Genomic DNA, 22,042 nt, shown 5'->3' on the forward strand with positions numbered 1-22,042 from the left:
AATAAATCTGCACGAATGTCGGAAATTTCCGACATTCGTGTTCAGGCATAAAACAAGAAGGACAAATGGAAACAATCAGCAGAACCAAAATCGCAGATCTGTTCAAAAATAAACCTTTCGGAACTCAAGTTAACGTAAAAGGATGGGTTCGTACTCGTCGCGGGAACAAACAAGTCGGGTTCATCGCTTTAAATGACGGATCGACAATTAAAAATATGCAGATAGTCATCGACCTGCAAAAATTCGATGAAGAACTCTTAAAACCGATTACAACCGGTGCTTGTATCAATGTAAACGGACTATTGGTCGAATCGCAGGGAAAAGGCCAAGATGCAGAAATACAAGCAGAAGAAATAGAAATATACGGAACTGCCGATCCGTTGACCTATCCGTTACAAAAGAAAGGTCATTCCATGGAGTTTTTACGAGAAATAGCACATCTGCGTCCTCGTACAAATACGTTCGGAGCTGTATTTCGGATGCGACACCACATGGCAATGGCAATACATACATTTTTCCATGAAAGAGGTTTTTACTATTTTCATACTCCGATCATTACCGCTTCCGACTGTGAAGGAGCAGGACAGATGTTTCAGGTGACTACCATGAATCTGTATGATTTGAAAAAGGATGAAAACGGATCGATTATTTATGATAATGACTTTTTCGGTAAACAGGCGAGCCTGACCGTTTCAGGTCAACTTGAAGCCGAATTAGCAGCGATGGCGATGGGAGCCGTTTATACATTCGGTCCTACATTCCGGGCAGAAAACTCCAATACTCCCCGTCATCTCGCAGAATTTTGGATGATCGAGCCGGAAGTTGCATTTATCGAAATTGCAGAAAATATGCAATTGGCAGAAGACTTCATAAAATATTGCGTTCGCTGGGCCTTAGACAACTGTAAAGACGATCTGCAATTCCTTAACGACATGTTCGACAAAGGACTTATCGAACGGCTGCAATCGGTTCTTAAAGATGAATTCGTACGACTGTCTTATACCGAAGGTGTCAAGATATTGGAAGATGCGGTCGCTAAAGGTCACAAATTCGAATTTCCGATATATTGGGGGGCAGACCTCGCATCCGAACATGAACGGTATTTGGTAGAAGAACACTTCAAACGTCCGGTCATCCTCACCAATTATCCGAAAGAAATAAAATCATTCTATATGAAACAGAATGATGACGGAAAAACGGTCCGCGCCATGGATGTCCTATTCCCTAAAATAGGAGAAATCATAGGAGGTTCGCAACGTGAAGAAAATTATGACAAACTTTATACTCGTGCTAAAGAAATGGGTGTTCCGGAAAAAGATATTTGGTGGTATCTCGATACACGACGCTTCGGGACTGCCCCGCATTCCGGTTTCGGTTTAGGATTTGAACGACTTTTATTGTTCGTTACCGGAATGACAAATATTCGAGATGTCATTCCGTTCCCAAGAACTCCGAAAAATGCAGAATTTTAAATATTCCTATAAAATAAAGACTTCCCGAAAAATTAAATTTTTCGGGAAGTCTTTATTTTATACCTATTTTATAGCCTTAATCTATTCAAAGTTTTCGAATTATACCTTAAACAGATGCACTTTCCCTTTATCCGCATCATACACATCCAAGTGCAGCCAAGAAACGCCATCCTCCAAACGAATCGGACAGGGCAGCAGAATTTGATTCTTTATGATCAATCTTCTCGCTTCCTCTGCCGTCATCCCTTCTATCGTCGCATCTATGGCCTTCCCGAAATTATGCGCAGACAAATAGAGTTTCCCGTTTTTTGTCTTATCCCTTACCAGTTGACAAATATTGCACCGAAGTCCTCTTTGGGTATAACCTCCTCCTGAAGCCCAATTATTAACAATCATCGGTTTGTTCAATATTTTCTCCCGGATTATATCAAGCGTCTCTATCAATTCCGGATCGATAAACATCCATGCCCGTTCTCCATATTTTTTATAGACTTCGGGACAAACAAGTTCTTGTATTTTGAAGTGCTTACTTTTTTTCATTTCCTACTCCTTTTAATTTTTCGATTAACTCTTTCGCTTTTTCAATGTCTTTACAATTGATGATCTCTTTCATGGCTTCGGGGATATCAGCGGCGACTGACCGCTTCTCTTTCAAGTTCTCGAAGACACTGCGCAGTTCTATATACACGATACAGAGCGTCCCGAACATGGAGGCATAAGGAAGATTATAAACCGTGATAAACGAACCGACAATGTCGAATAACAGGAACATTATCTGAACTCTCCAATATTCTCCGATCTTTGCTACCGTTCGCCTAAGTTTATCGCTATAAATTTGCTCGTGTCGGGCTCTGGCTTTTTCAACTCCCGTCCACAAATCGATAAATACGGCTATAACCATTATGATCCAAAAAACTAAAATAATGACAGCTCGACGTTTTAATTCTCCGATCTGATCGCTGCTAATAAAATCTAAAATAATATCCATATCCTCCATATAATAAATAATTGAACAATTTGTCCGGCAATACCGCCTATCAGTGTTGCCCATAAATCGAGCCGGTCGAATTTCCCGCTCCATGCCTTGTCTCCATATTCCTTGCCGATCGTCAAGCCTATGGAAAACAGTAACGTGCCTATCAACGCCCCGAGAAATCCATATAAGATATGACGAGAACGGTTACTTTCTCTCAACCATTTCATCGAAGACCTCCTTCCTGATCCGGTGTCCATTCCGGGCTGGCCAACAGTTTCTCCAGCTCTTTCCCCTGATAGACGGGATAATTCTCCCACTCTACGCTATCTTCCGATAGGGGCATTATTTCCTTATTTCTCTCCGATACCAGCGTATCGTATGTTTCTACGTGTATGATCGCTTCTGTTGCGTCTACGTTCTTTCTTCTCGTTTCCCAATCCGGGTCTATATCTTTAAGTTCCGAAATCGGGATTTTGTAATATCTGTTCATCGTATTTTGGTTTTTAGAATTCGTTATTTTCTCCGGCCTTGCCGTCTATATCTTCTCCATTGTATTGACACGAGGCCTTATAGTTATGCTTTATTTCTTCTTCGGTTAACTCCCTGTTATATATTAATGCATCATATATTTTCTGTTTACATGCGTAAATAGGGGAATTATTTATTGATCCTAATGTAATCCCGATTACTTTGTTTTCTTTTCCGCCATTAAAGCATCCTACAACGAATATCTCTTTTCCTTTATTGGCAATATTAAAATTTGTTTTACTGATATTGCCATTCATTATATATCTATTCTCTGACGAAAAACAAATACCCTTGTTTATTCCTAAATAATAGCTACTCCCATAAATAAGTCCGCTCCAACTATTACCGGTTAATAATTCAACATCACTAATTGTAAAAAGAATTGTAAAATCTATATTGGTCATTGCTTTTACAACACTTGAAAAGTCATCTACCCCGTCATATTGGATATAACCGTCTCCGTAACCCGATTCCGGCGTATATGCGAAGTTTTTATTTTCAAGGTCGTTCCCGTTGCCGGATAGATCCGGAAGAATGTTTTTATTCTCATCCGTGTTGCTTCGCCCTCGACCGGTATAGTAACCGATCAGACCCTCCCGGATATAGTCCAATGCTTTCGATACCTGACATTGGGCTACCATACGGGGTTTTACTTCGGCGGCATTGCTGGCGAAATAGGTCTGTTCGTCATAGGTCGTTATTACCGGTAAATCAAGCGGATATTCTATAGGGGTATAAAGGGGATAATATATCTCGTAATTTTCACCTAAATAGGCTATCGCTTTTTCTACTGTGTCATATTCTAAAGGCACATTGAAATAGATGTAGTGCACATTTTCTCTTGCATAGTTACTCCAGCAACTATTCAAGGGTTGATTATTCATTGCCCAACCGGTGGCCGTTATGAATATGTCACTTAAGATTTGACCGGTTGCACAAAAGTTTTTCGGTTCTGATGTCTTAAATTGGAAACGGAATAATTGCTTATCTGTATATGTAGCGTCTTTAAACAGAATTCCCATTTCCGGAATATTATCCAATACTCCTATCCGTTGTATCAGTTTCCATTTTTTTCCGTTATACACTACTTCATCGTATATGCCGTTTACTGATCGAAGGATACCGTCATGTCCCGCCTTTTTCATTGCAGCCTTGATGTTCAACAACTGGTAATCGCTTCCTGCTTTATCCGGCATGACTGACAAAAACAGCCCACTGTCTCCTACCGATCGCATAGGTACGGGATTCGCAGGGGTCGGTGTACCGATCTGTTCCGTAAGCCCATGTATCGATAGGGACAGCAGTTTATCGTCTCCCGGTTTCGTGTTCCAGATCGGAAAAGCTCGGCCGGAGGCCTCTACTTCCGGATGGTTCGTCCCGGAGGTTGAAGCGTGACCAAGCTTCCCTAAATGTCCTAAGTTCCCTAATCCGTTCATCATTCCATTACATTTGCTGTTCCAGATATCTCTATCGAATACCCCTCATATACCGAAAAGTATTCTGTCTGTCCGGACGGGAGGAGAACTCCGCTTCCGGTTTTATCTCCTCTATATTGCCAAAGACGGCAGTCTGTGACAGCCGTTATCCGGATTATACGGCTTGCTCCTGACGGAAGTGTCCCGTCCGTGATGTCTTGGGCCGGTCCTATCGGCAATACCGGTATGGGATTCAGATTCTTGTCTAAGGGCATGATATTGTTCATATTGTTATGGTTTTATCCTTATGGTAATGTTACTGCTATTTGGATTGGCATATCCGGTCTTATTTTCTCTATTATCATGGAGACGAGAGATTCCGGATTGGTAAAGGTTATTTTACCGGTTTCTCCGTCATTTTCTGTCGCAAAAACAAAATTTCCTGTATAGGTCGTATCTTCAACGGTATATTTATAATAGAACAGATATCTTGTCCCCGTTTCAACATTCGTGATTATATCATTGAATGTGTTGTTTCCTAAAAACGGTATGGCGGTATCTGCATCGGCTATTTCTTCCGTACCATCAGCGGTATTGAGATCGATATCTATGATTTCGATCGAGTCCAGTTTCCGCTTGTCCGACGAAGGCATCAGACCGGCTTCCAAATCACTTGCATTTTTTGCAAGGGCAAGAGGTATCCGTTCCGGGTTTTCCTCCGGATCCAACAAGGTTACGAACGGCTCTCCTTCCGATGTGATGCCAATACTGCGGTTATTATCGGAATCGTCCCAAACCTTTAATGCTATAAAGCGGCGGGAAGCATCCGTATCGTTGGTATATTCCGATTCATAAATACCGACTTTTTCCTGTATTGCTTTTTTATCTACATTCGTCAGATCTACGGGGACAAAGGGGGAGGACCATTCGCTCCATGCCGAATCGCCCGATTTTACCCTTACTAATACTTCGCCGGACGAGTCTCCGAATAATTTCTGTGTATATGTTTTTTCCCTGTTTATCGTATTTACACTCATATCTACCAGCAGCAGCAAATACGACCTATCGGTTTTTTGCTTATCGATGACAATATAACTGCCGGAAGATGTGGTATCGTCTATCGCCAACTTGTCTATTACTTTTAGCGATTCCGGTACTGTCGTGATAAATTCCCTGAATGCTTCCGTACTGCTGTCATAATCCGGTCCATAAAGAACCTTGACCAAATCTTCTTCCGAAACATTAGACAGGTCTTTGTCGGCTTTGTCCGACACATCCCCATAAATAGGTACGACAGACGTCTCCCAATAATCGCCATTCCAAAATAACATTATAACAGCATTCGTTTCGGTAGAGACCTCTATCGGAACACCCGCATTTAAAAAATTGGCAAATGTGATGTTACCCGACTTATTCGACAAATACAAATATGTCGTTTTTATTCCCAATTTAGCATTCGGCTCAAACGTTGCCGGATCATCTACCACTCCTTGCAACGGACCTTCCACCCGGTTACTGTCTATCCATTTCTTGTTGAGAAAATCCCATACCCATATCGAATTGGTCTCTCCGTTCACGAAAAAACCACCGGGGATTCCTCCGTTAGGGTGTCTGGACAAAAATGCGCCGACTCCCCAATAATATCCCATAAATTTTCCTTGTGTAAACATTTTTCTGATCTTAAATAACTTATTTATAATTCTATAATTCCGGCAATGCGACTCTTCCAACCATTTGTGCCGCCATATCCGGTTGCCCCAATATCTCATAAACCATAGCTGCGCAGACATATCCAACAGCATCCGCCAACCTGACCGGGACATCATAACCGCCATCCTGCATTTCCGGGACAGGTATATACACCGCACTATCGACCTCATGAACACGTAAAGACGCAGGTAACGAATAATAATCCAGAATAACCCTATCCGATGCAGACATAGATAAAACGGCAACAGGCTTATTCACCCCTCCTCGCACATACCGATTATATTGCAGTTCGCTTTTTGCATGGCAAGAATTTATAAACCGGGTTACCGGACGATTCCAACCTTTCATTTTAAAAGAAAGCACTCTCAACACCTTTTCCGGGAAAACCACTCTGCCGCTGCCATCCTGGCGTTTTTCCGGAAATAAAACATCTTTACACTCCTTTCCTTCTAACAGATGAACCGGAGCTGTAATAAATACCCGGGCAATCGCATCCGGGAGTTTAGCACGAATATACTCTCCCACATCGACTCCAAAAATGTCTATTTCAGCAGTCTCATTCTCCGGAAGCAATTCTTCCATATTCGTCCGGATTTTCTTCAACCACTTTTCTTCCGATTCCAGCATATCTACTTCTGTTTTTATAGATTACTCTTCAACAAAGGGAACACTATTCCATTCTTCTTTGCAGACTTTTCAATTCTCTCAGGAGAAGACAATTCATATTCAGGAACAGAATATGGCTTTTTTCTCAACAACTCTTTGGCATTCTGCCAAGTTTTAATATAAGGGATCGGCTTTAATTCAATCTCTTTTTCATCACAAGAGCAAGTCTCCTCCAGCAAATAAAATTTGCGCCCATATCCACTATCCGACTCGATTGCTCTTTGCAAATCGACATCTGTCGTCGCATAATAACCGTGAACATTGTCCTTTGAGATAAAACGAATACGTACGTTACGGTTCCCGACTTGTACAACCGTACTTAAATTTCCATGACGAGTCTCGTATGTTTTTATATTCTTCATATTCTAAAATCTGAAAATTAATAATCGAGATGATGTGATCCGGGACAGATCACATCATCATTACAAAAAAATTATGCTGTTTTAGGTACAATACGCATATGAGCTGCCGGATAGCGCAGGGTCAAGCAACTTGCTTCTGTAAGTACAAGAGCATCGGTATTCCGGATACCAGCACCCTTCAGATCGAGTTTCTGACTTCCGAACGGTACGTGAGCCCATTTTGAGATAAACTCCGGATCGAAAATAAACCCGTAATCGCTCATACCACAGTCATCAAAAACCTCGGAATACAAGATAAAGAGCTTACCGAATTTTGATTTAATTTCAGAAAAGTCTATTCCCCATTTTACAAAATCATCATTAGCTGATACCACTTTGGTAATCTCCAGCTTGTTTATGCGACCGATAAAGTCCGAACCGCCGATCAACACTTTTCGTTTATTTCCCCCATTTCCGGTAAACGCCTCTTTCATAATATCGATAAGATCATTTTGAGTAAGCTCTGATTTCGGATCAAATTCATATTCTTTTCCGGCTTGCCACCAAATCCCACCTGTCAAAGAGACATTTTCTTTTTTCTTAGAATCATATATCATACGTTTTACACCGAACATGAATGTTTTTTCCATTCCCAAACGCATATCGTAAATTGCGGCCTCCTCAGAATCAGAAAAGTCCCATTCAACCTCTTTATTCGCAATTTTCTGGAAAGTAGATTGTTCTACCTGCATTTTAAATATCTGACAGAAATTCTGCTCTTTCACCGGAAGCGCTTCGAATTGCGCGGTCTGCACATCCAACTCCGTAGCGGCACGTCCCATCCGTATAAATGTCGTACCTTTATCGATAGATGGAACACAATTCTCAATCGATCCGATCTTTTTCCCGTTGATTGCATAAACATTCAATTCTCCATTTTCTTCTTTACTGGAGATATAAAGCACCAAATCGGCTTTCGATTCCGTCACACCGTCTGCTTCATACCCTTTAACTCCTTGAACGAGAATCGTCTCGGAAACTTCGAAAATGTCGTTATTCGTTGTGTTCAATTTGACTTTCTGAGAAGCAGCCGTAACATCAGAAGAGGTCGGTTCTGTATAAGCGACATTCAATGTCGCTTTAGTAGGTTTTACATCTACCGAATAATAGTCGACAATCATAGATCCCGAACGGCGAGCTCCCGTCCAACGAGATAATTGATCTATCGGAGTGGACATAGGTCGTATTTTGGTAATCCGTTTATCGACCTCACTCATGAGAAGCCCTTCGCTCTCACGACGACTAATATCCGTAGTCAGCGGTTCTCCGGTCAATATTTTTCCACCCGAAACACCCGGTATTACCGCCGCCATTGCAAACGTACAATCCCGATAAATCACGACCAATAAAATCATGACCAGAATTGCAACCATCCAAAACCAGAAATCTTTCGATTTCAAAAACTTAAATACTTTATTCATTACTAATTGTTTTTAAAAGATAAATAATCGGTTAATTATACTTGCTGATGTTAATTCATTAAATGTTTATTTGATTTTACATGTCCCACACACTGCGACGACGTCTCAATCCGAATCCCGGAGTCAGGTTCTCTTCCTCTTCACTCCTTGACGAACGGTTATTATGCAATCCCGGCAAGGCGTCTCCATCCAATTGTCTTTTCTCCAGCAAAATGCGTTCGTTACGACCTCTTACTTCTGCAGCCCTCTCTGCACATCCCAGATCATTGTCATAATTGACCCCTTTGAATAATATTTCCAAAACATCCGGTGTAAAGTCGCTCATAAACACATGTTCACAGATATGATGCACTCTCTCGAGAAAATTATCGAAATCATTGTCACTCATATTTTTCGCTTCCTTAAACCGGGTGATCGCACGCTTACTGTGTTCCCAATTTTCGGCCATCTCCTTTTCAAGTTTACGGTTTGCCGACATACGGGCAAGAAACTCATCATTCTCTTTTTGTAATTGCTCCATACGATTTTCATCATTGGCACACTCCAATACATCTTTTCCGAAATACCTCACACAAGCGACCAATGCGTCTTCTCCGGATATTACATCAGAAATAAATCCTCCCATTTTCGGATTACTGATAAAAAGTGTGGCAAGTTTCGTCTGGTCATCCCGCAACTTTTCATACCGGTCGCACAAATGCGTGTCATACTCTACTAAAGCATCAAAAAACGTATCGTCGCTGTCTAAAAGACGGTCGGGAAAACGTTTTCTCAATTTCTCCAGAATAATCTGGTGCGAACTCGCTTTCGGTCGTTCATTCACTCTTTCTTCAAAACTTCTCATAATCGTTTGTTTAATAATAAATAATAAAAACCATACAATTGTAGTATTTTTACAACACAAAGAAAACAACATAATGAAGAAGTTCTATGCTATAATTATAAAAAATAGCATATCTGAGCAAAAAAGATGGTTTATATACCATTTAAATAACCAGAAAAAAGAGAGACTCCATTCAAAGAATATTAAATTATAGGTTTTATATACAGAAATTATCCTGAAGCGACTTTCTTGTTATGAAAAGATCGTGTACCTTTGTAAAAACAAAAAACAAAAGTCTGTCAAAATTTTGCATAGACATTTTTGGGATTGTTTTGAGGACATTTTTCAGTCCCGACAAGGAGCATCGAGAACTGCGTAACATGCAGATACAGGGAAATAGTTCCCAAAGGACAGATAGATTTTTTGCTATCGGAAAATTTAGACAGGCTCTTAGAACATTCAAATTATTTAAACATAAAAAAGTATGGCGACAAAACCTTTTAAGTATCAAGAACCTTTTCCTCTGGGAAAAGACACTACCGAATATTATTTGCTTACCAAAGATGGTGTATCGGTAGAAACATGCCACGGTAAAGAAGTTCTTGTGGTAGAGCCCGAAGCGCTTACCCATTTGGCTAATACGGCAACCCGTGACGTAGCATTTATGTTGAGACGCGAACATAACGAAATGGTAGCCAAAATACTTCATGATCCTGAAGCCAGCGAAAACGATAAATACGTAGCGCTCACCATGTTACGAAATGCAGAAGTTGCATGCAAAGGACAACTTCCATTCTGTCAGGATACCGGAACGGCAATTATTGTCGGGAAAAAAGGCCAACAGGTGTGGACAGGAGGTGGCGATGAAGAAGCACTTTCTTTAGGTGTGTATAAAACCTATACCGAAGAGAACCTTCGTTACTCGCAAAATGCGCCGTTAGATATGTACAAAGAAGTAAATACCGGCTGCAATCTTCCCGCACAAATCGACCTTTATGCCGTAGACGGGATGGAATATAAATTTCTTTTTGTAGCCAAAGGCGGTGGTTCTGCCAATAAAACTTACTTGTTTCAAGAAACAAAAGCTCTGCTTAACCCCGACACTCTGGTTAAATTCCTTGTCGAGAAAATGAAAACTTTAGGAACGGCAGCTTGCCCTCCTTATCATATAGCGTTCGTAATCGGCGGAACTTCAGCCGAAACCAATCTGAAAACGGTAAAACTGGCATCGACCAAGTATTATGACAATCTTCCTACAAGCGGGAATGAATATGGTCGGGCATTCAGGGATGTCGAACTCGAAAAAGTAGTTCTCAAAGCTGCTCAAGAATCTGGTATCGGAGCACAATTCGGCGGCAAATATTTTGCACATGATGTACGAATCATACGCATGCCCCGACACGGAGCTTCTTGTCCGGTAGGTATGGGAGTTTCTTGTTCGGCAGACCGAAACATTAAAGCTAAAATCACCAAAGACGGACTTTGGATCGAAAAACTTGATGATAAACCCGGAGAACTGATTCCGGAAGAATTACGTCAGGCAGGAGAAGGCAATGCTGTTAAAATAGACTTGAACCGTCCGATGAAAGAAATTCTTGCCGAACTCGACAAATATCCGGTTGCTACACGACTTTCTTTGAATGGAACGATTATCGTCGGTCGTGATATCGCCCACGCAAAAATCAAAGAACGCTTAGATGCCGGTGAAGATATGCCTCAATATCTGAAAGACCATCCGATCTATTATGCCGGTCCGGCAAAAACGCCTAAAGGAATGGCATCCGGATCTTTCGGTCCGACAACTGCTGGCCGAATGGATTCTTATGTCGATCAATTCCAATCAAAAGGGGGATCGATGATCATGATAGCAAAAGGTAACCGCAGCCAACAAGTGACAGATGCATGTAAAGCTCATGGAGGGTTCTATCTTGGAAGTATAGGCGGACCGGCAGCTATTCTGGCTCAAAACAATATCAAGAAAGTAGAATGCTTAGAATATCCTGAACTGGGAATGGAAGCCATTTGGAAAATTGAAGTAGAAGATTTTCCTGCATTTATCCTCGTAGATAATAAAGGCAATGACTTCTTTAAACAGATAAAACCCCGTTGCAACGGAGGTTGTAAACTCTAATTCGGTCATTCCATAAATCACAATAAAAAAGGCGCGAATTGTAATCGCGCCTTTTTTATTGTGATAGAAAAAAACAGGAAAACTCTTTCCAGCTTTCATCCATAAAATACTATCTTATTTCCTGTCCCCGAAAATACGCAACAAATACAAGAACAAGTTAATAAAATCAAGATATAACGACAGAGCTCCCAGCAATGCCAGCTTCTGGGTCTGCTCATTTATTTCCTGATTAGCCAACATCTGTTTGATTTTTTGTGTATCATAAGCTGTCAGACCGACAAAAATCAACACTCCTGCATAGGTTATGATCCAATATATCATTGCGCTCTGCATAAAGATATTAACCACCGATGCAATAATCAAACCTATAACCGCCATAATCAAGATATTTCCCCAAGAAGACAAATCTTTTTTCGTAAAATATCCATATAAACTCATCGCTCCGAAAGTTCCGGCCGTAATAAAAAAGGTTGAAGCTATCGAACTACGAGTATAAACGGCAAAAAGGACAGACAGCGTAAGGCCGTTTAATAAGGAATAAAGCATAAACAAACCGGTCGCCGTAGTAAAGGACAAGGACATGATTCGCGCCGAAACATACCATACTAAACCGAGTTCTGCTATTAACAAAATAAAAAACGTAGCTCTACCGCTGAAAAGCAAAGATGACAATGTCGGAGAGTTTACTACGGCTAACGCCGTAATTCCCGTAATAGCCAATGCCACGGTCATCCATAAATAAACATTTTTGAGAAGAGTCGCTTGTGCGGCTTTCATCTCATAACTTGAAACATAATTCGTATCCATATTCTATTATTATATAGTTATTTCTATCTTTGTACTACCGCAAATATAAGATTTATTTAATTGTTAACATTATACTCTTGAAAAAAAGGTCTTATTTTGAAGAATATAAGAGTTTATTTAATATTTTTCAAGACCTTACAGGCCGACGTATCGGTACACGTCTCCTATTAAGACGCACCCTCAATAAGTTCAGATTTTCCTCAAATTGAGATAATTGATAGGATGCCTTATCGGGAATGCGATCGATATACCAATAAAACAACACATAGGAAATAAAAGCCTCACGTATCGTACGCTTTACTACCCCATCCGTTCCCGGAAATACTTCGTCAGGCAATACCAGAACAAAACTAAATGTATCCTCCTGAACAGGAGGTACGCATATCTCCGAAAGATATGCAGAAACAACACCATTAATTCGGTCACAAGCTTCCTGCATACGATCACGGGCCCACAACAACTCATCACCGGTTAATATCCAGCGATCACTCCACCCCTCAGTAGCCGCCCCATCAGAAGATAAAGAGACCGCCATATAAGATGTCCGCTTCAATAATTCCTGCATTAATTCATCTACTCCAATGACGACATGTACACATATTTTTTTCATAACATCTAATTTTACGATTTCAATACACGAATACAAATACCCATAACCAATAAAACAAGCAATATCCAAAATAGATTAAGAGAAATGGAAAACGGTTCTTTTTCCACACTTTCTTTTCGATCTACTTCCACATGAACACTATCAAGCCGATCATATAGAACATCCTTTATAGATTTACTCTCCGAGATAACTTCCTGCTTAGCCATAGATTGCGAACGCAACGTGACCGTACGCTTCTCCTTGACAGGCAAACAAGAAGTTGTATCATCACTGCCATACAAGACATGTTCCCAAACAATATCCCACCTCCGAGAATCAAATCCGGATTTGAAAAACAAATCTTTTATCGAGTCTCTCACGATAAACTGCGAAACAGAAACCGTATCCGATTCTATTTTCTGATCGGACAACCGATGGGTTGATCTGCAAGAAAAAAAAGAAAATAGAATACATAACATACAACATAACTTCATCATACAGTTTCTCCCCGCTGATTACGATATAAAATGAGACGAGCTGTCTGCATTCCGAAAAAGAACCGGGAAGCATTCTCCTCAGCCAATATAGTAAACAAAGCATCTTTAAAAGAAGCCAAAGGCTTTTCTTTCATATACTCTGCCACCCGCTGTGCCAGTTCCTGATACATAGATACTTTGAGCTCGTTACGACGAGCCAAAGGCAAACGGTTCATAATGCGACGAACATTACGTGCAGCTTCTTCAAAAGAAATATAATACCGGCCCTTACCGCTATGCAAAGCCCTAAGTATTACATCATCACGAGATACATACGGAGCTGATGTTCCGAGTGATTTCAATTCATCTTCATAAGCCCGAACAAAATCTTGTTCTTTGAATTTTCTAAAATAATCTTTTTTCATCCTCTATCATTTTTTTGATCGAGGTATTGGGTTCTGCCGTTAATCACTAACGGTATTCATGTTATTGGGATATGGCAAAGATAAAAACAATATTGTAATTATACAACAATATAATGGTTATTTAACAACAAATATATAAAAAGGTATGACTTATTGTGTAAAAACTCAATATACTTTATTATATAAAATGCATAAAAAAGAGGTTTCTGTCAACATAACCTCTTAAAAGCTGATCAGCAACCTCCACAGTAAAACATCAGTGAATGATAACCTCAAAGTAATCGGGACTTTATCGAGATTGGCAACTCAGGCATAGCCCCATTTTGAGTACACACATAAGCAGATACCTCAACCGCCAGTTCATGAGCTTCCCGTATACTTTTCCCCTTTAAAATCGCAGAAATGAACGTTGCCGTAAAAGAATCACCGGCACCTACTGTATCGGCAACCTCAATTTTCGGAGTATTCACAAAAGAGACATTCTCCCGGGTAAAAACATAACTTCCATTTACACCACATGTCAAGATAAGAATTTCTAAACCATACTCTGATAAAAGAGCTCGACACTTATCCTCCAAATTGATGCCCGGATATTCAAACATACGACTCACCGCGATCAACTCTTCATCATTAATTTTCAAGATATTGCATCTTTTCATAGAATTACAGAGAATTTCCTTATCATAAAACCCCTGCCGCAAATTCACATCGAATACTCTGTATTGTCCTGCCGCATCGGACATAACATCAAGAAAGCGGTTTATCGTTTCACGAGAGACAGTATTCCGTTGGGCCAATGAACCGAAACAAACCGCACGAGTCTTCTTTGCCAACTTTTCCAAATCAACCGTAAAGGGAATATTATCCCACGCTACATTCTCCTTTATCTCATAACAGGGAATTCCGGCTTCATCCAACTCGATCTGTACCGTACCGGTCGGATAAGGAACTCTTTGAATCAGATAATTAAGACGCCTGTTATTGAAACTTTCTAAAATTTCATTACCTAACTTATCATCACCGACAGCACTCACGACACAGCCGTCAAAACCATATTGCGACACATGATAAGCAAAATTTGCAGGAGCTCCGCCAATCTTTTTCCCTTCAGGCAGCATATCCCACAATACTTCTCCCATTCCTACAATAACATCATTCATGGCATTATATATTCTTCACATAAATATGTTTGATACGTTTGTTCTCAACCTCACGTTCCTCTATCTGAAAATATTTATCCAAAGACTTCATCAACGGAGTCAGTTTTAAAAAACCATAGTTGCGGGGATCAAAATCAGGTTTCTTCTTCATAATCAAACCTCCCACCTCAGCAAGAAATGCCCAACCGGTATCATCGGCCAAATCATCAATAGTCGTTCTGAACAAATTGATCAGATCCTTTCCGATAACCTCTTTTTCTGTAGCTTCCGACTGAACCGAAAGATCAACTCCAAAGTCTTTTTTACCCGGAAGATCAGTATCCCCGACCTTCAAAATCTCCAAATAAATAAATTTATCACATGACACGATAAAAGGATTCGGAGTTTTCTTTTCACCGATACCGATAACAAGCATCCCCGATTCCCGTAACCGTGTAGCCAATCGGGTAAAGTCGCTATCACTGGAAACAATACAAAAGCCATCGACCTTTTCGCTATGCAATATATCCATGGCATCGATAATCATTGCCGAGTCGGTAGCATTCTTTCCTGTAGTATAACTATACTGCTGAATCGGAGTGATTGCATTCTCCAAAAGAGAAGATTTCCAACCGGAAACTGTCGGTTTCGTCCAATCTCCATAAATTCGTTTAATTGTCGGAATACCGAACTTGGCAATCTCATTCAACATCCCTTTTACATTCGAATACGGGATATTATCCGCATCTATCAAAACCGCCAACTTCAAGTCTTTATTATCCTTCATCTCTTCACTCTTATATTAAACCATAAACAAATATAGTGAATATCTACCGACAAAACAGAAAATAAGATTGATTTTCAACCTATTTTTTATATCCAGATCTTCAAATATTCTTTTTGTTCCATAAAACACTGATCATCAAGAGGGGGCTTATTACTCTTCTAAAACTTCAGAACTTATCTAAATTTTGTTCGGATCAGGTTTGAGGGATTCTTTCGAAGATACTCGTCTGCATCTACGAGGGAAATAGCAAACTATCACAAGCGAAAACAGAAAAACAGAGCGGAGAAAAACGTAGGATAGCCTGATAATACTTCCGTATTATAAAAAGTTCAATATATTAAGTAATTACATCATAGTGAAGATTTTTTACTTAAAAGTTCAGGGATTTACATCGTTTTGCCTTCTTAGAAAGTGGTGCCACCAGGAATCGAACCGGGGACACAAGGATTTTCAGTCCTTTGCTCTACCAACTGAGCTATGGCACCATCGTTTTTGCGTGTGCAAATGTATGACAAGTTTTTGAAACTACCTAATTATACAGAAACTTTTTTGTTGAAAAAGTCCATTTTTATGCCAACTGATGAAAAATTGAGAAAAGAATAAAATTTTTACCTTATGTTTTTTGTCTTTTAAAAGGAATACATTACATTTGCACTCGCAATTGTCAATCGGGGTGTAGCACAGTTGGCAGCGCGCCACGTTCGGGACGTGGAGGTCGGAAGTTCGAGTCTTCTCACCCCGACACACATGGCCATAACTTATTGATAATCAATAAGTTATGGCCATGTCGCTATTTTATGCCGGGAGAAATACGGGAGAGAGTATTCTATATTTAAGATCTTCTACAAGGGAAATAGAAAATACCCAAGTAACAAAATTTCCGTTATTGCTCATTTATCAGAGTATTTACCCTTTCAATCTTCCAGATCTCTCTTGACAGTCAATCCATTCTTTACATCAGAAAGAGTTCCTTTTTTACTTAAAAGATAATGATAAACAAGTTGATTCTGTGTAGAAACGACATACGCTTGTTCAAACTTCCATCCCAATTTAGCCATATAATTCAAAGCGTCGATCATAGAATTGAACTTTATCCTCTTCCCATTTTCATCTACAAGAAATTTATCTCTATACTGAGTCCAATAATTTATTTCTTTTCCAAAATCAACGGCAACTCTTACCTTTGTTTGCAATAAGTTACTTTCACCAACAATTTCACAATAGAGAAACTGGTTACTTTTTATAGTATCGTTCTTCTCCATTTGACCATAAGAAGCAAAAATACAGTTCACAATAATGAGTGATGACAATAATAGTTTTTTCATAAAACGAATGCTTTAATTTAATAAATATGTTTGTTATTTATAATCACTGCAAATCTACAAGGAGAATTAACGTAACAAAATAAGAAGCTGTTTAAAAACCTGTTAAATCTGAAATTAATGGAGATTTCTCATATATAATTTACATATAATCAACATTTTACTATTTTCACTCCTTTAATTAAGAAACAATACAGGAACAAAACAATCAATTAAAGCAAATTCAGACCTTTTCTATTTTCATTAGGTTTCATTCCTTTCACTTGTTTGCACAAGGAGTCCGAGCTTTACTGTGAGCAGTTATTCTCTCTGCTCCAAGAGACATTTATTGATAAACATACTTGCAGCCAAAAAAGAAAAACTCCCGATCTCTCTTCAGCCTGTGCTTTCCTTTTATTGGCAACCAAAACCGCTTTTACCGTAATAGCCATAGGCATACTGACAAGCAAATATGCCTATCTAAATATAGTTTACTTTGGTTTAGCTTATATATAGAGCTAATAGACTAAAGTAAACTGAATTTTTTCAGTTTGTTCAACAATGCAGCCAAAAGAAAAATGGCTGTAACCAATAAGTTTTGGCGCAGCCATCTTTTTTCCCTTTGTTTGACTTTACTTTAATGAATATATATAAGATGGGAATAAAGTAAAGCTCGTCTTTTTCTCTTTTCGCTGTATTATACTTACATAGTCTCTACTCAATATTAACGATTCTGATTATATGTCCTTTCAAAAACAAACTCCTGTAGCCACCGTTGAAATGATGGATTATCTTGGTATTCTTTGTAGAGCTCCAATCCAGACGTCGTGGACCTAAGGATAATCGTCATCAATGCTTTGTCACTTTCAATTCTCGCAACCTCTCTATCAGAATTGCGAATTGCATTCTGATAAGCTTCATTTTTAGCAACTTCTTCAGGAATAGCAGCGATTTGTTGCCGGATACGATCTGAATCCGTCCAGGGAATATTACCGAATCGAGTGTTGAACTCTTCCAAAATCGTTGTCAGCGACTGAAGATTCGGGGATGTAATGCCTCCGCTCCGTCCTACGGGAATGGCTTGGACCTCCGCTTTTTCATTGTCCAAAATAATACGTTGTTCTTCCTGAATCGTATTTTTGTAGCTATTGAAATCCACAGCATCAAGTAACCCTTCTGTATAATCATCTCCTTCCGGAGTCGGTAACTTGTGAATAAGCAAATTGAGAAAAATACTCAACTTTTCCCACTCTGCACTCCCAAAAGGCAATATGGCAGCCAAGAAGGCATAGGTTCTGATAAAACTTTTGGCACTGCTCTTGAATTTTACCTGTGAATCGGTATTCAAAGTCTTGTAATTCTCGGCACATGTATCCAAAATCGAATCAATCATTTCACGATCCGACGCACCAAGGAACAATCCCACCAAACGTTCGACATCTTCAGCCGTATATACTTGATGTTTTTCCAGTTCGGCAATGAGGTCATTGAGTTTATTAGGGTCGGTTTCCGAAGCTAATTCAGTCGTTTTGTAATAACGCTGGAACGATTTTTTAATGTCTTCCGGATCATTGGCAAAATCAAGAACAAATGTGTCTCGTTTTTTGGGATGGGCCCGATTGAGTCGAGACAAAGTTTGTACGGCTTTGATATCCGTCAGAATCTTGTCTACATACATCGTATGAAGCAGCGGCTCATCATAGCCCGTCTGGAACTTATTGGCAACAATAAGAAAACGATAAGGGTCTTTCTTGAAACGATCTTCAATCTCTGCACTCGGAAATCCATTCAACGAGGCTTCGGTCATCTTTCCGTACTCCCTGTATTTGTTTGGCAACTCCTTTTCTCCGGAGAATGCGATTATGGCTTTATACTGGCTTCCTCGTTCTTCCAGCAATCGGCAAAATTCAAAATAGTAATCTATAGCTCGTTCGATACTGCTGGTCACGACCATTGCACGAGCTTGTCCTCCTATTTTCCCTTTGCTGATGACATTCGTATGGAAGTGCTCAACCATAATAGCCGCTTTGTGGTGGATTGTAGTTCGATCGCCTTCAACATAGGCACGGAGTTTGGCTTGTGCCTTTTCATTGTCGAATAACGGGTCATCTTCCGATTTTTTCACAAGTTTATAGAAACTCGATACCGGGGTATAATGTTCCAGCACATCCAGAATAAATCGTTCCTGAATCGCTTGACGCATTGAATAGGTATGAAAAGCCACATGTCGTACTTGCCCGTCAGGCTGTGGTATCGCATCTCCAAACATCTCCAAAGTCTTGTTTTTGGGTGTTGCGGTGAATGCGTAATAATTGGCATTTCGGACCATCCGATGCCCTTCTATGAGTTTGTTGATTTTATCTTCGATATCTTCCTCGTCGTCGCATACATTTCCTGAAACGGCCATATTCATCTTGGCAAACAGGCTTCCCGTCTGGCTCGAATGGGCCTCGTCGATAATGATGGCAAACTGTTTGTCCTTATTTTCCGTGCCTATACTCGACAAAATGAACGGGAATTTGTGAATGGTTGTAATAATTATCTTCTTCCCCGCATTAAGCAGCGAACCGAGTGTGGAAGAGTCGTCGGCCCAGCCAACAACGCTCCGCTCCTGCATGAATTGTCTTATTGTATCCCGAATCTGTCGATCAAGATTCACACGGTCAGTAACCACGATAATTGAATCGAAAAAGGTCTTTCCGCTTTTCTCCAGTTTGACCAACTGATATGCCAGCCATGCAATCGAATTCGATTTGCCGCTTCCTGCGCTGTGTTGAATCAAATAGCGTTTCCCCACTTCATTCCGAAGGGTATCGGCCAACAGTTTGCGAACCACCGTCAATTGATGATAACGTGGGAAAATCATGGTTTCGCCGACAACCTTGTTCGTTTTCCGATCGATTTTCTCGACCACCTGCGAATAATTCTCCAAAATATTCGACAACGATTCCTTGGTCAGAATCTCTTTCCAGAGATAATCGGTCTTGATGCCATCCGGATTGGGTGGATTGCCTGCACCGCCATTGTTCCCCTTGTTGAACGGCAGAAACCAGGACGCCTTACCGCACAACCGTGTACACATTTTCACCTCGTTGTCATCGACCGCAAAATGTACTGCACATCGCTTGAAGTTAAAAATCAACTCCTTCGGGTCGCGGTCGTTCATGTATTGATTGACCGCATCATCGACATTTTGTTTGGTCAGTCTGTTTTTCAGTTCGAATGTGGCGATTGGCAAGCCGTTTATAAAAACTGCCAAATCCAAAGCCAATCGGGGAAATTCCTTGGAATAGGTCACCTGCCTCGTGACACTGAAAATGTTTCGGGCATACAACGCTTTTGCCATCGGATTCTGTTCCGAGAGGGTAGAATAGTAAAGGTCGAATTTATAAGCCAGATATCTGAAACCGTTGCGAAGGATGTCGATAATCCCAGCCTCGCCCAATTTCTTGCGCAGACTGACAAAAAATTTGTTCCGCTCATATTCACTATCCAGAATATGTGCGGCTTTCACCTTTTCGGGCTGTGTGGCTTGCAGGAACCGTAATACCCGTCCTTCATCGAGCGCATACTCCTTACTGAACTCGGCAGCCTTGCCGAGCTCGTAACCATTCACATCGACCAGATAGTCGGATATTATCTTCTCCAAACCGGCTTCGCTGATATCTGTTGCCATGACGTTTCTCCTTTTTATTCTTCGTTGGGTATTTTTACTCCTCTGACATCGACTTTCCCTGTTACGACATCAGAAATTAGGCGTTGCTTATACTCTTGCAGGTAATTGATTTCCTCTTTTAATTTTGTTATGTAATTATCAATAAATGTAATTCGAGATTGCAAATATGATACTATTGCGTCTTGTTCCTCTTCGGGAGGAACAGGAATATGCAATCCTGCAAAACGTTCTGTTTTAACGACTTTACGTAATCCAGAATACAATGGTCTCAATGCTTTTGCTTCATCAACAGCAAGAAAATAATAATAGTAGAACTGGCTATTGATTCCTTTGATTGAAAAAACATTGTATGCTCCTGTTATCATGCCATCTATTGATGACAAACCAACAGTACGAGGTGTTTCATCCACATCGAACAAGCAAAAAATAATATTCCCGGATTCAACAATTTTATAATTGTCAAATTCCTTGGGGAATTTACCTTTCCCGCTTTCTATATCACGCTGAATGACACCTTGTTTTGTTAACGATAGCAGCGTGTATTTGTAAGCGTCTTGCCCTACGACATTATCACGCTCCGTTATAAATATTTTATTCCGGAGCAATTCCCAATGAGCCGGAATTTTTCCCAGCCATTCGATTCCGCTCTCTTTCATCGGGACATTGGGATCGAGGCCACGGGTAACAACGGCGGTAATTTCCGCCTGCTTTAATTCAGATAGAGCTTGCATCTCTCTCTATCTGGCATATACGTTCATTTATCTTGTTTGACTTATAATCCAGATAGGCAACAATTTGCCGTTGTTCCTCTTGAGGAGGGATAAGGCACAAACATTTCTTAAACCATGGAAAGTATAAAATCTGTTGAATGCTTCCCACCCCTTTTGATGCTACTTTATATTGTCCTACCATGTACTGATCCCGCAACAAATAATTTGCATATCTATAATTCAGCGAAGAGGATAATTCAAATACATGATACGCAGGGCTAACAATACCTCTAAATGAAGATACACCAACTGAACCGCGCCAACATTGTTGATTATTCATAACGAAATCCCCAATATCGACCAACTGGTATTTAGATAAATCCTCAGAGGGTTTATGGACTTGTTTACCATCCGAATCTATAGTCCTAATTACTCCTTTATCCAAATAAACAGAGAGAAGATCTTCTTCAATATAACCTGTTTGATTTTTTAATTTCGCGACAGAGAAAAACAAAGTCTCATCCCAATGGGCAGGAATCTGATCTTGCCATTCGATGCCGCTGTCCTTATATGTTGGATATACTGTCAT

General features: G+C 40.1%; 23 protein-coding genes and 2 tRNA genes. 3 read left to right on the forward strand and 22 right to left on the reverse strand.

Annotated elements, in window-relative coordinates:
- The first annotated feature begins 65 nt into the window (after nucleotides 1–65).
- Nucleotides 66–1,472, forward strand: a complete 1,407-nt coding sequence (asnS, locus tag AC0UMU_RS02050) for an asparagine--tRNA ligase (RefSeq protein ID WP_122304568.1) — start codon at nucleotides 66–68, stop codon at nucleotides 1,470–1,472.
- Nucleotides 1,473–1,571: 99 nt separating this feature from the next.
- Here the strand turns inward: asnS and AC0UMU_RS02055 are convergent, their stop codons facing one another.
- The 11 genes from AC0UMU_RS02055 to AC0UMU_RS02105 all read right to left on the reverse strand — a co-directional run bounded on the left by AC0UMU_RS02055 (nucleotide 1,572) and on the right by AC0UMU_RS02105 (nucleotide 9,433).
- Nucleotides 1,572–2,012, reverse strand: coding sequence for a hypothetical protein (locus AC0UMU_RS02055; protein ID WP_022391062.1), 441 nt, complete (start codon nucleotides 2,010–2,012; stop codon nucleotides 1,572–1,574).
- A complete protein-coding gene (locus AC0UMU_RS02060) occupies nucleotides 1,999–2,460 on the reverse strand; it encodes a phage holin family protein (RefSeq protein ID WP_009319070.1) in 462 nt (153 codons plus the stop codon). Before AC0UMU_RS02060 ends, AC0UMU_RS02055 begins: the two co-directional genes overlap by 14 nt.
- Nucleotides 2,445–2,675: a hypothetical protein gene (locus tag AC0UMU_RS02065; RefSeq protein WP_009319071.1), complete on the reverse strand. Its 231-nt coding sequence runs from the start codon at nucleotides 2,673–2,675 to the stop codon at nucleotides 2,445–2,447. Before AC0UMU_RS02065 ends, AC0UMU_RS02060 begins: the two co-directional genes overlap by 16 nt.
- Nucleotides 2,672–2,938, reverse strand: coding sequence for a hypothetical protein (locus AC0UMU_RS02070; RefSeq protein ID WP_009319072.1), 267 nt, complete (start codon nucleotides 2,936–2,938; stop codon nucleotides 2,672–2,674). Before AC0UMU_RS02070 ends, AC0UMU_RS02065 begins: the two co-directional genes overlap by 4 nt.
- A 13-nt stretch (nucleotides 2,939–2,951) precedes the next feature.
- Nucleotides 2,952–4,415 (reverse strand): hypothetical protein, encoded by a 1,464-nt coding sequence (locus AC0UMU_RS02075; RefSeq protein ID WP_473979854.1) that lies wholly within the window; start codon nucleotides 4,413–4,415, stop codon nucleotides 2,952–2,954.
- Entirely contained in the window at nucleotides 4,412–4,678 is a 267-nt protein-coding gene (locus AC0UMU_RS02080; RefSeq protein ID WP_288641735.1) for a hypothetical protein, read from the reverse strand. The genes AC0UMU_RS02075 and AC0UMU_RS02080 overlap by 4 nt, the downstream gene beginning before the upstream one ends.
- Before the next feature lie 18 nt (nucleotides 4,679–4,696).
- Nucleotides 4,697–6,061, reverse strand: a complete 1,365-nt coding sequence (locus AC0UMU_RS02085) for a hypothetical protein (protein WP_288641736.1) — start codon at nucleotides 6,059–6,061, stop codon at nucleotides 4,697–4,699.
- Nucleotides 6,062–6,092: 31 nt separating this feature from the next.
- Nucleotides 6,093–6,728 (reverse strand): hypothetical protein, encoded by a 636-nt coding sequence (locus AC0UMU_RS02090; RefSeq protein WP_009319076.1) that lies wholly within the window; start codon nucleotides 6,726–6,728, stop codon nucleotides 6,093–6,095.
- Between the two features lie 14 nt (nucleotides 6,729–6,742).
- The gene (locus AC0UMU_RS02095; protein WP_009319077.1) at nucleotides 6,743–7,129 is read right to left on the reverse strand and encodes a hypothetical protein; all 387 of its coding nucleotides are present in this window, start codon (nucleotides 7,127–7,129) and stop codon (nucleotides 6,743–6,745) included.
- Between the two features lie 71 nt (nucleotides 7,130–7,200).
- Nucleotides 7,201–8,589 (reverse strand): SU10 major capsid protein, encoded by a 1,389-nt coding sequence (locus AC0UMU_RS02100; protein ID WP_009319078.1) that lies wholly within the window; start codon nucleotides 8,587–8,589, stop codon nucleotides 7,201–7,203.
- A gap of 76 nt (nucleotides 8,590–8,665) precedes the next feature.
- Nucleotides 8,666–9,433, reverse strand: a complete 768-nt coding sequence (locus AC0UMU_RS02105) for a hypothetical protein (RefSeq protein WP_473979855.1) — start codon at nucleotides 9,431–9,433, stop codon at nucleotides 8,666–8,668.
- Nucleotides 9,434–9,896: 463 nt separating this feature from the next.
- Between AC0UMU_RS02105 and AC0UMU_RS02110 the strand changes: the two genes are divergently transcribed.
- Complete coding sequence (locus tag AC0UMU_RS02110) at nucleotides 9,897–11,543, forward strand: fumarate hydratase (RefSeq protein WP_009319080.1); 1,647 nt, start codon at nucleotides 9,897–9,899, stop codon at nucleotides 11,541–11,543.
- Between the two features lie 114 nt (nucleotides 11,544–11,657).
- Here the strand turns inward: AC0UMU_RS02110 and AC0UMU_RS02115 are convergent, their stop codons facing one another.
- The 7 genes from AC0UMU_RS02115 to AC0UMU_RS02145 all read right to left on the reverse strand — a co-directional run bounded on the left by AC0UMU_RS02115 (nucleotide 11,658) and on the right by AC0UMU_RS02145 (nucleotide 16,251).
- On the reverse strand, nucleotides 11,658–12,350 hold the full coding sequence (locus tag AC0UMU_RS02115; RefSeq protein WP_009319081.1) for a Bax inhibitor-1/YccA family protein: 693 nt from the start codon (nucleotides 12,348–12,350) through the stop codon (nucleotides 11,658–11,660).
- A gap of 127 nt (nucleotides 12,351–12,477) precedes the next feature.
- On the reverse strand, nucleotides 12,478–12,960 hold the full coding sequence (locus tag AC0UMU_RS02120; protein ID WP_278714855.1) for a hypothetical protein: 483 nt from the start codon (nucleotides 12,958–12,960) through the stop codon (nucleotides 12,478–12,480).
- A gap of 11 nt (nucleotides 12,961–12,971) precedes the next feature.
- Nucleotides 12,972–13,436, reverse strand: a complete 465-nt coding sequence (locus AC0UMU_RS02125) for a hypothetical protein (protein ID WP_278714856.1) — start codon at nucleotides 13,434–13,436, stop codon at nucleotides 12,972–12,974.
- Nucleotides 13,433–13,840, reverse strand: a complete 408-nt coding sequence (locus AC0UMU_RS02130) for a hypothetical protein (RefSeq protein WP_009319084.1) — start codon at nucleotides 13,838–13,840, stop codon at nucleotides 13,433–13,435. The genes AC0UMU_RS02125 and AC0UMU_RS02130 overlap by 4 nt, the downstream gene beginning before the upstream one ends.
- Before the next feature lie 272 nt (nucleotides 13,841–14,112).
- Entirely contained in the window at nucleotides 14,113–15,000 is an 888-nt protein-coding gene (locus AC0UMU_RS02135) for a carbohydrate kinase family protein (protein ID WP_009319085.1), read from the reverse strand.
- A gap of 4 nt (nucleotides 15,001–15,004) precedes the next feature.
- Nucleotides 15,005–15,766: an NYN domain-containing protein gene (locus AC0UMU_RS02140; RefSeq protein WP_009319086.1), complete on the reverse strand. Its 762-nt coding sequence runs from the start codon at nucleotides 15,764–15,766 to the stop codon at nucleotides 15,005–15,007.
- Nucleotides 15,767–16,178: 412 nt separating this feature from the next.
- Nucleotides 16,179–16,251: transfer RNA gene (locus AC0UMU_RS02145), tRNA-Phe, on the reverse strand.
- Nucleotides 16,252–16,435: 184 nt separating this feature from the next.
- Here AC0UMU_RS02145 and AC0UMU_RS02150 point away from each other — a divergent pair.
- Nucleotides 16,436–16,508, forward strand: a tRNA-Pro gene (locus tag AC0UMU_RS02150).
- 172 nt (nucleotides 16,509–16,680) lie between these two features.
- On the opposite strand, the gene AC0UMU_RS02155 is transcribed toward AC0UMU_RS02150, so the two are convergent.
- The 4 genes from AC0UMU_RS02155 to AC0UMU_RS02170 form a co-directional block, all read right to left on the reverse strand.
- Entirely contained in the window at nucleotides 16,681–17,091 is a 411-nt protein-coding gene (locus AC0UMU_RS02155; RefSeq protein ID WP_278714176.1) for a hypothetical protein, read from the reverse strand.
- A gap of 700 nt (nucleotides 17,092–17,791) precedes the next feature.
- A complete protein-coding gene (locus AC0UMU_RS02160) occupies nucleotides 17,792–20,743 on the reverse strand; it encodes a type I restriction endonuclease subunit R (RefSeq protein WP_278714174.1) in 2,952 nt (983 codons plus the stop codon).
- A gap of 14 nt (nucleotides 20,744–20,757) precedes the next feature.
- Nucleotides 20,758–21,474, reverse strand: a complete 717-nt coding sequence (locus tag AC0UMU_RS02165) for a restriction endonuclease subunit S (RefSeq protein ID WP_278714172.1) — start codon at nucleotides 21,472–21,474, stop codon at nucleotides 20,758–20,760.
- Entirely contained in the window at nucleotides 21,458–22,042 is a 585-nt protein-coding gene (locus AC0UMU_RS02170) for a restriction endonuclease subunit S (protein WP_278714170.1), read from the reverse strand. The genes AC0UMU_RS02165 and AC0UMU_RS02170 overlap by 17 nt, the downstream gene beginning before the upstream one ends.

The sequence above is a fragment of the Coprobacter fastidiosus genome (genome assembly GCF_982245605.1).